Raw genomic sequence first — 12,539 nt, 5'->3', positions numbered from 1 at the left:
TAATATAAATTCATCTTATTATTTCATTATTCCTTCTTTAAAAATTGTTACAATGAAACAAAAGGGGGAAAAGTAATGCGAAATTTAGTAATTGAAGAAATTAAGCAACTAGAAAATGATATGGAAGAACTTTCGAAACTTTTGAAAACGGTTGTAAATGATGGGGCATCAATTGGTTTTTTGCCTCCACTGGAACAAAAAGACGCAACAAAGTATTGGCAAACAGTCATAGCGCCAGAAGTGATATTGTATGTAGCTAAAATAAACAACGAAGTAGCAGGGAGTATTCAATTACAATTAGTTACAAAGCCTAACGGAATTCATAGAGCCGAGATTTGCAAATTAATGACTCATCCAAACTTTAGACGTAACGGTATTGGACGATTGCTTATGCAAAAAGCAGAGGAACGAGCGAAGCAAGAAAACAGGTCTCTTTTAGTATTAGATACTAGAGAAGGAGATCCTTCCAATAAATTGTACAAATCACTAGACTACCAAGAAGTTGGAACAATACCAGGGTATGCAATTTCTCCGAATGGAAAGTTAGATGCTACGGTTCTTTATTATAAATGCATATAAATTGTGATTAAAAGGTTATCATACTGAATAATAAGAAACTATTTTAACACCGTCTATATTTTTCTGGCGGTGTTAAATAAATTTATTGATATAATCCATTTAACGCACTAAATGAATTTGAGAAAGTTTTTAGAGGGTTCTTTTAGTAATGATTCTCGTCTTATAATAAATGTAGAGAAGATGACTAGCCAACTATAGTTATTTTCGCTTTATTATCGGAAGGGGATGAAAGAATGAAAAAGAATAGTTTACAAAAGATGAAGAAAGTTATTTTAAGTGGTGGCGTATTACTTACGGGATTATTAACATTTGGATTTTCAGAAAAGGCTTCAGCTCATGGTTATGTAGAATCACCAGCGAGCCGATCTTATTTATGTAAGCAAGGGGTAAATGTAAATTGTGGACCGATTCAATATGAACCACAAAGTGTAGAAGGGATAGGGGGATTTCCGCAACTAGGACCTTCTGATGGACAAATTGCAGGGGCTGGTCATTTTCCTGCTTTAGATGTTCAAACTGTGGATAGGTGGAAGAAAGTTACGTTAAATGGCGGGACGAATACATTCAAGTGGAAACTAACTGCTCCTCATAGTACAAAAGAGTGGAAATATTATATTACGAAAAAAGGCTGGAATCCAAATAAACCTTTAACGCGATCAGATTTAGATTTAGTGCCATTCTATGTGAAAAATGACGGTGGGGCTAGACCAGGGACAACAGTAACGCATGAAGCAAATGTACCAACTGATCGTAGTGGATACCATCTTATTTTAGCTGTTTGGGAAATTGCAGACACTGGAAATGCGTTTTATCAAGTTATAGATGTAAACCTTGTGAATAATGGCTTAGCTTCAAATTTCGCTTTTAACAACGTAGTGCAAGCTCCTACACTATTTTAATTGAAACATATATTTCGATCATCTAATTCATTTTAGATGATTTTTTTTATGAAAATGATGAAAAATATAGAAGAAAGTGCAATTATTTATAAAAAAATATGCTTTAAATATTGTCATATTTGCTTCTTTAAGATATCCTTTTCATGAAGAGGTGGAAAACATGGAAAAAGTACTAGTTTTCGGGCATAAAAACCCAGATACAGATGCAATTTGTTCTGCAATTGCTTATGCAGAATTGAAAAAAGAATTAGGAATGAATGCTGAGCCTGTACGTTTAGGCGAAATCAGCGGTGAAACTCAATTTGCGTTAGACTATTTTAAAGTAGAAGGACCGCGTTTTGTTGAGACAGTAGCAAGCGAAGTGGACAACGTTATTTTAGTTGACCATAACGAGCGTCAACAAAGTGCTAACGATATCGAATCAGTTCGTGTGTTAGAAGTTATTGACCATCACCGTATTGCTAACTTTGAAACAAGCGATCCTATATACTATCGTTGTGAGCCAGTTGGATGTACAGCTACAATCTTAAACAAAATGTACAAAGAAAATGGCGTTACAATTCGTAAAGAAGTTGCAGGTTTAATGTTATCTGCAATTATTTCAGATTCTTTACTATTCAAATCTCCAACTTGCACAGAACAAGACGTAGCAGCTGCTCGTGAATTAGCGGAAATCGCTGGTGTAGATGCTGATAGCTACGGCTTAGAAATGTTAAAAGCTGGTGCTGACTTAAGCGGAAAAACAATGGAGCAATTAATCTCTCTTGACGCTAAAGAATTCCAAATGGGTAATGCGAAAGTTGAAATCGCACAAGTAAACGCTGTTGATACAAACGACGTTCTTGTACACCAAGCGGAACTTGAAAAAGTAATTTCTGCAGTAGTAGAAGAAAAAGGTTTAGACCTATTCTTATTCGTTGTAACTGATATCTTAACTAACGATTCTGTCGGTCTTGCGATCGGTAAAGCAGCAAACGTTGTTGAGAAAGCATACAACGTATCACTAGAAAACAACACAGCTACATTAAAAGGTGTTGTATCTCGTAAAAAACAAATCGTACCAGTATTAACAGAAGCATTCCAAGCTTAATTTTATTGAGTACACATAAACAGCAAGGACAAGTAGTCAGATTGGCTACTTGTCCTTTTTTATCTCTAAAAAACAGAAAATTAAATGCAGGATTTAATAATTATAGTGAGTATGCCTTTAAACAAAAAAATAGAGATTACAGTATTGAAGATTGTTTTAAGTTTCATGAGTCGATAGAAAAGTGTGTTGTACCAATTTGGAAACAGTTAGGAAGTTTTCTTAAAAAGAATCTTGATGTAAAAACGTATCGTCCCTGGGATCTTGCTCCTTGTAATTTGCAAAAATATTCATTTGAAAATTATATTAATTTATTGGATGGAATTGAAGAAATGTTGCGGAAGACAGATTCATGTTTTCATGAGGAATTTACTCATATAAGGAAAGCGGGATTAATTGACGTACAAGAACGGAAAAATAAAGCACCAGGAGCTGCTTGCTTTACCTTATCTCATAGTAAAGACGTTTTTGTTTATTCTAATTTTAGTTTTTCATTTTATGCGATTCATGCATTAATACATGAATTGGGGCATGCATTTCACTTTTATAAACAATTTAACAATGAAAGTAGTATGCAGGAAAGATACCTTCGTGAAGAGGTGGCGGAACTTTATTCCCTTAGTCTTGAATTACTATTAATGGATAAGCTTAATATTTTTTATACGCAAGAGGATGATTATAAAGAAGTACAGCAAGCTCAATTATATCGTACTTTATCGTTATTAATATCGTCAGTTTCAGGAGATGTATTCCAGCACTGGCTTTATACAAATCCAAACCATTCACCAGAAGAGCGAGATGAGAAATATATTGAACTATGTAAAAGGTATCAATATTCATCAGTTGATATTGCAGGAGTAGAGAATGAAATTGGTTCGAGTCATTTCACTTTGTTCAGTTTCCTTTTTATAAAATTGAATATGCAATTGCGCAAATAGGAGCGATGCAATTGTTTCAAATTTATCGAGAGAATCAGGAACAAGCGATTGCTTTCTTTAAAGAGGGAGCGAGTTCAGATTGGAATTTACCTATACAGGAAATATATATAAATACAGGTGTTGCGTTTGACTTTTCGGAAGAAAGGATACAAAGTACTGCAAGGGCTATTTTAGATTTGATTAACGAATTAAAATAAGGATAGCGTTAGCTATCCTTATAATCGTTTATTCGTAAGATTTTTTCTTGTTTATATAAAATGTGATTATCGCAGTAATGAAGAAAATAGGTATCGCATACACTTGCCCAACAAATAACTTCCAGCCGACATAATTATAGCCTTCAGATGCTGGGATGATAACGGAAATAACGCAAACGATAAAATAGACTAATAGTGCAGGGATAATATTTTTCATTTTTATGAACCTCCTTTTTAATTATATCTATACATCCTTATGTTAAAATTTATATTTAATATTTTGAAGAAAAAAAGCAAAAATTTTTATGGTATTATAATATTTGCAATGAGAGTGATCCATAGTACGTATATGGTAAAATGTGTAATTTTAGCTTTCGGAATTATTATATAGTATTTCGAGAGAAAAATGTACAAAATAACGAATTTTATTTACAGAAGTAAAGGGAGTAGAAATATATATGAAAAGGCTATGTATAATTCCTTGTGGAAAAAAGAAAATTTGGGATAAGCATTCAAACTACGGACCGATGGAAGCAAAAGATGTATATATTAGTCCGTTCGGAAAAGCATGTCAGGCATACGCAACTATGTTTTTCGAAAACTGGGTTATATTATCAGCGAAACATGGATTTTTAAGACCAAATGATATTGTATTAGAAAACTATGATCTTGCATTTGATTCAAAAAGCGATGAGGTAATAAGTATAGAGCAATTACAAAAACAGTTGGTAGATAAAAGTTTATTACAGTTTGACGAAATCGTCTTACTAGCAGGAAAAAAGCATAAAAAAGTAGTGACAAAGTTATATCCAGAAGAAATGATTACATATCCGCTAGAGGGGTGTAAAGGGATTGGGTATATGTTGCAGAGGTTGAAAGAAGCTGTGAAGGAAGGGGAGGAAATATAGGTGAAGTTTCAGTGATTTTAAACTCTATTTATTTAGGGAGCTTAGGCATCGCCGAAAGGGTGATGCTTTTTTGTTCGTGCCGTCAATTTTAGAAAATGTAGGGTGTATGGGTACAGTTAAGATTGTAAGTGGGAATAGCAATAAGACAAGTTTTGAATAGAATATTAAGAAAGGAGATGTTGATGAATAATGGCTAGATATAGTTTGCACGGAGGACATAATAGTATTGTTCAAGGTGCTAATTTCGGGAATCGGAAAGAACACGTTCTGGATAGGCAAGTTAAAGATGCCGTGGCGGCTAAGTTAAGAGCCTTAGGACACACGGTTTATGACGATACGGACGAGGTAGGAACAACTCAATCACAAAATTTAAATAATATCATTCGTAAAAGCAATTCCCATGCTGTGGATTTAGTTATTTCTTTTCATCTTAATGCAAGCGATGGAAATGGACAGGGTGTTGAGGTTCTGTATTATGATCAGAAAGACTTGGCGGCTAAAATCTCAGCTCAACTAGCAAAAGATATTGGATGGCGTGATCGAGGTGCAAAACAGCGTACAGATTTAGCGGTATTAAATGGGACGAAAGCACCTGCTATTCTTATAGAATTAGGATTTATTGATAATGAATCTGACATGGCAAAATGGAATGTTGATAAAATCGCTAATTCTATTGTGTTTGCTCTTACAGGACAAACTGGAGGAGGTACAGTGGATTTGCTCAAAGTAAAAACTGGCGGTGTAGCATTTAGTAATTTACAAGCTTTGGCTCAAGCGATGGTTGATGCGGGTATTGATGGACAAATTGTCGTTCAGAAAGATGGCATTGGTTATGCTATAACGAATGGCTATCCAGCTGGAAATATCGATAAATTTACAGCTTGGTTAGATGCGCGTAAGTGGTACTATGAGTATGTGAGATAAAGTAAAACTTTAATCAGTGGGTTAAAAATACAAGTTGGCTTTTATTATTTTAATGGCTCACGATAATATACTATGTAACCACAAATATGGACAATGTATATAATTAAAACCACCTATCAAAAAGGTGGTTTTAATTATATACTTTAGTTTTTTTGAATAATCATCTTTTAAATCTATAATAATATTCTATTTTTCGATACATAAGTTAAATTTTAAATCATTATCAATGAATACAAAATCTCTACTGCTAATTAAAAAACTGACTTGATTGTTTAAGGGATAAGAGCAAAAAATACAATCTCTGAATATGATAATAAAAAAGGAGATGATGAATAATGGGTTACATTGTAGATATTTCAAAATGGAATGGCAATATTAACTGGGATATCGCAGCCCCACAATTAGATTTCGTAATTGCACGTGTGCAAGATGGTTCAACTTATGTTGATCCTTTATATAATAATTATGTACAAGCAATGAAAGTAAGAAATATTCCGTTTGGTAATTATGCGTTCTGTCGTTTCGTTTCAGTAGAGGATGCACGGATAGAAGCAAGAGACTTTTGGAACCGTGGTGAAAAAAATGCCACAGTTTGGGTAGCTGACGTAGAAGTAAAAACAATGAATGATATGAGAGCGGGTGCACAAGCATTTATTGATGAATTACGTAGATTAGGAGCTAAGAAGGTCGGTTTATATATTGCTCATCATATGTATGCTCCATTTGGAATGGCAAATGTCAATTCTGATTTTGTATGGATTCCTCGTTATGGTGGTAACAAACCGGCGTATCCATGTGATATTTGGCAATACACAGAAACAGGGAATGTAGCTGGTATCGGAAAATGTGATTTAAATGAGCTAATTGGAAATAAACCGTTAGCTTGGTTTATAAATCAAACTGTTGAGCCAATAAAGAAACAAGAAGGGGTTGGAATTATAGTGAATAAATATAACAAAGTAGTTACTTATGAATTTGGTGTAAATTTAATTCCTGACATGATTCAAATGATGGATAAGCTTGGATATACTTCTAAAATAATATCTCTCGGAAATAACCAAGGACTTGTGTATTTCGAGACAGATTATCGTCAAGGGAACGAACTGGACAAAGTAACGGCTTGGTTAGATACGAAAGGAATTAAATTTTTTTATACAAAAGAGTAGTTTGCTAAATAAAAAGCCGTCATGTGACGGCTTTTTATTTTTATGTAATCTTCTAAATCTAGTTATAATATGGAGAAAATAGACTAATAAACAAGCCTTTGTATACTTTCAAACATAGAATATGATGAATTCTATTAAGGAGGAAGCATATCCATGGGGAATACTTGTCATTGTGGGCATTCCCGAAATTGTAATAAATTTTGGGATAATTTAATGTTTGGGAGATGTAGATGTAAACGCAGTGATTTTCACGAATGTTGTTGCAAAGAGAAACCGAAATGTGAGTGTGAAAAATGTCATTGTAAAACAAAACCGAAATGCCATTGTAGAGATGAAGATGAAGGGTATTAATAATAAAAAAGAGTACGATACGTACTCTTTTTTAGGGTGGTTATATTCCATCTTGAACAGATTTCTTTACAATTACCCATGTGTCTTTCTTTTTAACCGTTATAGCTACATTAGTTCCATTAGATTCCTTATAAAAGATATATCCATTGTTTGAGTTTACATATGTTACTGGCTCACCTATGCAATCTCGCGAGCAGGATTTGTTGACCAGTTCAATTAGGGATAGTTCGCTTGGATCGGTTTTACTTGCTTCTATAACAGCATCAAGGTTTGTTTTTCGATAACCTTGCAAGTTTATATGAAAAAGCTGCTCTATTTCTCCTGTAATGCTAGTATTCATTACTTCTACTGAATTCTTTTTTTCTTGAAGAAATCCGTTTTCATAAAGTAATTTTGTATATCCAATCCATGCTATTAATACTAGCATGAAAAACATACCCGTCATTTTAAGCATTCGAAGTCGTTTACTTATAATTGTTTCTGAGTATTTCATTCAGTCTAATCCTCCAATGTTTTTAATTTAAAATATGCTTGGATACATACTTTTAGAAGAGGATGAGAATGAATGAGTTTTCAATAAAAAAGAAAACATCCAGAGCTAGATGCTTTCCTTTTTTGTATGTTTCGCTATCTGTTAGTTACTTGTTTCATCAGCGGTCTTATTTCTTTAACTGGTGGTTTCTTATCATAGGCATCAACGTAAGAAAAGTAGTAGTTTAAGTTTCTTAGAAGACCTTTTCCTATTTTTGCACTTAAGAAAGGAAATACTTGTCCAGTATAATCATCGAGAGATTTACAGTAATATTTTTCATCTAAATATATACTGTATTTACATGTTAGTTCTACTAAAGGATTCCCTTCATCATCAAATACTTCTTTAGAATCAATAATATCTATTAGTGCAAATTTTTCATTTAGGTAAACTTTCTTTTTTTTCTCGTGTTTATTTGTAAGTATAAAAACGAGCCCAATCGCGTTAATCAAACTATTTCCTCCTATAAAAAACGGATATTAATAAAATATATCGATATAAGCTAAATGTAAAGAGGAGAGGTGAAATATCATGGAGAGAAAGTTAAATAAGCCGATTTATGTTTGGGAATCGACTTATTTTATCAAGTATTACTTAGTAGTAATACCTACTCTGATTAACATTTCACTTTATTGAAATACTTGTGGGAATTGTTTTACGATTGCGTTTGTTATCATGTCGGCCATTTCTAATGCTTCTTTTTCAATTTTATCGTAAAGTTGTACTCCTGCTTCATAATCTTTATTTAGGAAAGTAAGTGCTTCTGCTTTCGTTAGTGCTAAATGTTCATAAAACATTTTTCGGAATTCTTCTTTTCCTATATATGGGTTGATGTTATTAAGAAACTCAACGATTTCATCACCATTAGCGTACCATTTTTTCTCTATAGCGGCAGCTGCATTTTGATCACCAGTTTTTGCGGCTTTAACAAGATCTGCTGCAATGACTAAGTGATCCTTAATTAATGCACTATATTTTTTTACTGCATCTTCACCGTAAAATGGTTCAAGTGATAGTCCCATATGTGTTGCGTTTTGTAGAAGTCGTCCAACAGTAACGTTAACATCGGGTAAATTAAATACAATACTTATAATAGCCAATCTCGTCCAAGCGACGTGTTGTTCCCATAAAGAACGCATATACCCTTTTAAAAAATTCTCGTTTTTACTAATTCGGTAGTTACGTACAGATAAATCATAGTTTACATAAGGGTTATGGTAGGGGGAGTAATACGATTGCCAATAAGAATACATAAATAGTAACACTCCTTTGAACATGTATAACTCAAAGTATGATATAGATTTATGTTTAGTTACGTGTCCTAGATTATTTTTAGGGAATTTTGAATTGGAGAAATTAGGTGAATGATCTTGTGGTATATATGAATAAATTGAATATAAAGTAAAAGAGGGTCTGCAAGGGAAGTTACAGACCCTCAAAAGGGTATTGCCGAGATGTCGGACTCGACTACGTAATGTTATCATAAAATTCTTTTGAAAAAACCTGGTAAATGTGTCCAAATGAAATTGGGACCTTAATAAAGTCAAAGAGACCTGCTTCCCGCGGCAGGCCCCATTAACTAGATAATGTCGATGAGCAAAAACTCATCTGGAGTACTTTCATAGTAACAAGTAAAATGTGTTTTGTGTATTGAGAAAGAAGAATTGCATAATTATATGTGAACAATTAAAATCCCAACAATTTATGATTATCATTAATTGTTGGGATTTAAATATGGTTATAAAATGGAAAAAAGACTTGGAAGTGAGATTGAGGTGTAGAAGTAAGTAATCATGAAAAAGACCTGCTAATATAAGCAGATCAACTTAAGGGGTTTATCCAACAGATTATTATATATGGTAACAACTGAATTGTAGTAAGTCTATACATTTAATATTGAGAAAAATTCTGCGAATGATATATTTTTTGCGCATATATTAACATCTAAAAAGTTGAGAAAGAAAATTAAAAAGCTTTTTATAAGAGAATAATGGTTGGTACTTATAGTATGATTCATATTTCCACGCATCATTATTAGAGAATTGGAGTTGTGTTGTTTTCTTTTTTGCCGTGATGGAACTCATATTATGATGTTTCATATAGAAACCTCCTGAATTTATATGTATACGATTAGTAGTATTCAAGAAAGGGAAATAAAATGAATATTTAAATTGAAACTCTTTCTTCATGTTTACTGGATTTACGTTATAAATGTTGTAAAACATATAAAACATGGATGCTAATTCATATTAAATAGGTGGAGAAACATAGAATAATGAAAAAATAATAAGCATCTATTCATCTCTTTCAAGTCGCATAAGTGATTGATATAATAGAAGTAGATGAAAGATAAAGAAAAGCAGGTGACTCTTTTTTGTTTACTAAAGCACAAGAACTTTTAGCGTCCTACTTTGGTTATTCTTCGTTTCGAAGAGGACAAGATGAAACAATTAAAAATGTACTAGATGGGAAAGATACAGTATGTATTATGCCAACGGGTGGCGGTAAGTCGATTTGTTATCAAATTCCGGCATTAGTATTTGAAGGAACGACGTTGGTTATATCGCCTTTAATATCACTTATGAAGGATCAAGTAGATACATTGGTACAGAATGGCATTTCAGCTACATATATTAATAGTTCTATTTCTATTGCCGAAGCAAATCAGCGAATTCAATTAGCGAAACAAGGACATTACAAATTACTTTATGTCGCGCCTGAGCGTCTTGATTCGATGGAGTTTGTTGACCAACTTATCGATATGAAAATCCCTATGATTGCGATTGATGAAGCACACTGTATTTCACAGTGGGGACATGATTTCCGTCCAAGTTATTTACATATACATCGCATATTAGATTATCTTCCAGAAAAACCGCTCGTATTAGCATTAACAGCAACAGCAACACCGCAAGTACGTGAGGACATTTGTAACACACTTGAAATTAATCAAGAAAATACAATTATGACAACGTTTGAGCGTGAGAACTTATCGTTTTCTGTCATTAAAGGGCAAGATCGAAATGCATATTTGGCGGATTATATTCGTCAAAATCAAAAGGAATCTGGGATTATATATGCAGCTACTAGAAAAGTAGTCGATCAGTTATATGAAGATTTAATGAAGGCTGGAGTTTCTGTATCAAAATATCATGCTGGTATGAGTGATAGTGATCGAAATGAGCAACAAGAACTCTTTTTACGAGATGAAGTAAGTGTAATGGTAGCAACATCTGCATTCGGGATGGGTATTGATAAATCGAATATTCGTTACGTAATTCATTATCAGCTTCCAAAAAATATGGAAAGTTACTATCAAGAAGCAGGACGTGCTGGTCGTGACGGATTAGATAGTACATGTATATTGTTATATTCTTCTCAAGATGTACAAGTACAGCGTTTTTTAATTGATCAATCAACTGGAGAATCACGTTTTTCAAATGAACTTGAAAAATTGCAAAATATGACCGATTACTGTCATACAGAACAATGTTTACAATCATTCATTTTGCAATACTTTGGAGAAGAACCGAAAGAAGATTGTGGACGCTGTGGTAATTGTACAGACGATCGCGAGAGCATTGATGTGACAAGGGAATCACAAATGGTTTTATCATGCATGATTAGAACGAACCAACGCTTTGGGAAGCAAATGATAGCGCAAGTATTAACGGGGTCGAAAAATAAGAAAGTTATTGAATTTAATTTTCATACTTTACCAACGTATGGGCTTTTATCGAACCGTAGTGTAAAAGAGGTCAGTGAGTTTATTGAGTTTTTAATTTCAGATGAGTTAATTGCAGTTGAACATGGCACTTATCCGACGTTAAAAGTAACAGAAAAAGGGAAAGAAGTATTACTTGGTAAAGAGAATGTTTTACGAAAAGAACGAGTAGAGACAAGACAAATTGTACAAGACCATCCTTTATTTGAAGTGCTTCGTGAAGTACGTAAAGAAATTGCACAAGGAGAAGGTGTACCTCCGTTCGTTATTTTCTCTGACCAAACATTAAAAGATATGTGCGTGAAAATGCCGCAAAGTGATTCCGAATTGTTGACGGTAAAAGGTATCGGAGAACACAAACTTGTGAAATATGGCTCGCACTTCTTACAAGCAGTTCAGCATTTTATTGAGGAAAATCCAAATTACGCTGAAACGATTAAGACAGAAGTAGTTGCAGAGCGTAAAAAGTCAGGAAAAGCGTCCGCAAATTCTCATTTAGAAACGTATGAAATGTATAAACAAGGTATTGATTTGAATGAGATTGCAAAAGAACGTAACTTATCAAGACAAACAATCGAAAACCATTTAATTCGCTGCTACGAGGATGGAATGGAAGTAGAGTGGCAAAGTTTTGTTCCAGCAGAGTATGAATCTCTTATTGAAACTGCCGTTCAAAATGCTGAGGGTGGTCTGAAATCTATTAAAGAACAGCTTCCGAATGAAGTGAGTTACTTTATGATTCGTGCTTATTTACAAATAAGAAAGTAGAGACATATAAAGGGGATAAGATTTTATGTATCATGTTTTCGTTTATGGCACGTTAAGAAGAGGACAAACGAATGCTCATTATATGTTAGGTGCAACGTGCATTGCAGACAGAGCTTGGACATATGGAAAATTATTTGATACGAATGAAGGATATCCGGCTATGACTTATTCGATTGAAGAAAAGGTGTATGGAGAAGTTTATGTAGTAAATGATGAGATATTGTGTAAGTTAGATGAACTAGAAGAATATACAGGTAATGCGGAGACCGATTTATATGATCGAATCACGCAAACAGTATATGTTGCTGATAGGGAAATAGAAGCATATGTGTATATCGCTCAAGATAAAAAGATGATATTGAAAGTTATTGATTCTGGTGACTGGGTGGAGTATCAAAAAGAAAAATAAAAGTAGCTAAAGAGTAGATAGTGGAATAATCCATTATCTATTTTTTATACTTTCACT

Annotated in this window: 12 protein-coding genes and 1 pseudogene; 9 read left to right on the top strand and 4 right to left on the bottom strand. The window is 33.5% G+C overall.

Annotated features, from left to right (window positions below):
- Window positions 1-75 precede the first annotated feature (75 nt).
- From BCG9842_RS13650 to BCG9842_RS13635, 4 genes and pseudogenes are all read left to right on the top strand, one after another.
- Window positions 76-579 (top strand): GNAT family N-acetyltransferase, encoded by a 504-nt coding sequence (locus BCG9842_RS13650; RefSeq protein WP_001245261.1) that lies wholly within the window; start codon window positions 76-78, stop codon window positions 577-579.
- 233 nt (window positions 580-812) lie between these two features.
- On the top strand, window positions 813-1,478 hold the full coding sequence (locus tag BCG9842_RS13645; RefSeq protein WP_000742282.1) for a lytic polysaccharide monooxygenase: 666 nt from the start codon (window positions 813-815) through the stop codon (window positions 1,476-1,478).
- A 160-nt stretch (window positions 1,479-1,638) separates the two neighbouring features.
- Entirely contained in the window at window positions 1,639-2,568 is a 930-nt protein-coding gene (gene ppaC, locus BCG9842_RS13640; RefSeq protein WP_000416871.1) for a manganese-dependent inorganic pyrophosphatase, read from the top strand.
- Between the two features lie 71 nt (window positions 2,569-2,639).
- Window positions 2,640-3,700: pseudogene (locus BCG9842_RS13635) on the top strand (M3 family metallopeptidase); the annotation flags it as partial.
- A gap of 28 nt (window positions 3,701-3,728) precedes the next feature.
- Here the strand turns inward: BCG9842_RS13635 and BCG9842_RS13625 are convergent.
- Window positions 3,729-3,917 (bottom strand): DUF4017 family protein, encoded by a 189-nt coding sequence (locus BCG9842_RS13625; RefSeq protein ID WP_000789485.1) that lies wholly within the window; start codon window positions 3,915-3,917, stop codon window positions 3,729-3,731.
- 241 nt (window positions 3,918-4,158) lie between these two features.
- Between BCG9842_RS13625 and BCG9842_RS13620 the strand changes: the two genes are divergently transcribed.
- The 3 genes from BCG9842_RS13620 (at window position 4,159) to BCG9842_RS13610 (ending at window position 6,698) form a co-directional block, all read left to right on the top strand.
- Complete coding sequence (locus BCG9842_RS13620; protein ID WP_000824878.1) at window positions 4,159-4,608, top strand: DUF6884 domain-containing protein; 450 nt, start codon at window positions 4,159-4,161, stop codon at window positions 4,606-4,608.
- Between the two features lie 189 nt (window positions 4,609-4,797).
- Window positions 4,798-5,532: an N-acetylmuramoyl-L-alanine amidase gene (locus tag BCG9842_RS13615; RefSeq protein WP_000135285.1), complete on the top strand. Its 735-nt coding sequence runs from the start codon at window positions 4,798-4,800 to the stop codon at window positions 5,530-5,532.
- A gap of 335 nt (window positions 5,533-5,867) precedes the next feature.
- The gene (locus BCG9842_RS13610; RefSeq protein ID WP_000540625.1) at window positions 5,868-6,698 is read left to right on the top strand and encodes a GH25 family lysozyme; all 831 of its coding nucleotides are present in this window, start codon (window positions 5,868-5,870) and stop codon (window positions 6,696-6,698) included.
- Window positions 6,699-7,089: 391 nt separating this feature from the next.
- Here the strand turns inward: BCG9842_RS13610 and BCG9842_RS13605 are convergent, their stop codons facing one another.
- The 3 genes from BCG9842_RS13605 to BCG9842_RS13595 form a co-directional block, all read right to left on the bottom strand.
- Window positions 7,090-7,542, bottom strand: coding sequence for a hypothetical protein (locus BCG9842_RS13605; RefSeq protein ID WP_000877576.1), 453 nt, complete (start codon window positions 7,540-7,542; stop codon window positions 7,090-7,092).
- A gap of 134 nt (window positions 7,543-7,676) precedes the next feature.
- A complete protein-coding gene (locus BCG9842_RS13600; RefSeq protein WP_000606231.1) occupies window positions 7,677-8,033 on the bottom strand; it encodes a hypothetical protein in 357 nt (118 codons plus the stop codon).
- 177 nt (window positions 8,034-8,210) lie between these two features.
- On the bottom strand, window positions 8,211-8,834 hold the full coding sequence (locus BCG9842_RS13595; RefSeq protein WP_000287734.1) for a hypothetical protein: 624 nt from the start codon (window positions 8,832-8,834) through the stop codon (window positions 8,211-8,213).
- Window positions 8,835-9,955: 1,121 nt separating this feature from the next.
- Here BCG9842_RS13595 and recQ point away from each other — a divergent pair.
- Together recQ and BCG9842_RS13585 are read left to right on the top strand one after the other, a co-directional pair.
- Window positions 9,956-12,073: a DNA helicase RecQ gene (recQ, locus tag BCG9842_RS13590; protein WP_000494275.1), complete on the top strand. Its 2,118-nt coding sequence runs from the start codon at window positions 9,956-9,958 to the stop codon at window positions 12,071-12,073.
- Between the two features lie 25 nt (window positions 12,074-12,098).
- Complete coding sequence (locus BCG9842_RS13585) at window positions 12,099-12,482, top strand: gamma-glutamylcyclotransferase family protein (protein WP_000274901.1); 384 nt, start codon at window positions 12,099-12,101, stop codon at window positions 12,480-12,482.
- The last annotated feature ends 57 nt before the right edge of the window (window positions 12,483-12,539 follow it).

It is taken from the genome of Bacillus cereus G9842 (genome assembly GCF_000021305.1).
GTDB classification, from domain to species: Bacteria; Bacillota; Bacilli; order Bacillales; family Bacillaceae_G; genus Bacillus_A; species Bacillus_A thuringiensis_S.
Note: the sequence above shows the minus strand (reverse complement) of the source record. Positions and strands in the feature narration are given on the sequence as shown.

Excerpts from the sequence above, each read along its gene's own strand:
- BCG9842_RS13650 (WP_001245261.1), top strand. The coding sequence starts at position 76 with ATGCGAAATTTAGTAATTGAAGAAATTAAGCAACTAGAAAATGATATG.
- BCG9842_RS13645 (WP_000742282.1), top strand. The coding sequence starts at position 813 with ATGAAAAAGAATAGTTTACAAAAGATGAAGAAAGTTATTTTAAGTGGT.
- ppaC (WP_000416871.1), top strand. The coding sequence starts at position 1,639 with ATGGAAAAAGTACTAGTTTTCGGGCATAAAAACCCAGATACAGATGCA.
- BCG9842_RS13625 (WP_000789485.1), bottom strand. The coding sequence starts at position 3,917 with ATGAAAAATATTATCCCTGCACTATTAGTCTATTTTATCGTTTGCGTT.
- BCG9842_RS13620 (WP_000824878.1), top strand. The coding sequence starts at position 4,159 with ATGAAAAGGCTATGTATAATTCCTTGTGGAAAAAAGAAAATTTGGGAT.
- BCG9842_RS13615 (WP_000135285.1), top strand. The coding sequence starts at position 4,798 with ATGGCTAGATATAGTTTGCACGGAGGACATAATAGTATTGTTCAAGGT.
- BCG9842_RS13610 (WP_000540625.1), top strand. The coding sequence starts at position 5,868 with ATGGGTTACATTGTAGATATTTCAAAATGGAATGGCAATATTAACTGG.
- BCG9842_RS13605 (WP_000877576.1), bottom strand. The coding sequence starts at position 7,542 with ATGAAATACTCAGAAACAATTATAAGTAAACGACTTCGAATGCTTAAA.
- BCG9842_RS13595 (WP_000287734.1), bottom strand. The coding sequence starts at position 8,834 with ATGTATTCTTATTGGCAATCGTATTACTCCCCCTACCATAACCCTTAT.
- BCG9842_RS13585 (WP_000274901.1), top strand. The coding sequence starts at position 12,099 with ATGTATCATGTTTTCGTTTATGGCACGTTAAGAAGAGGACAAACGAAT.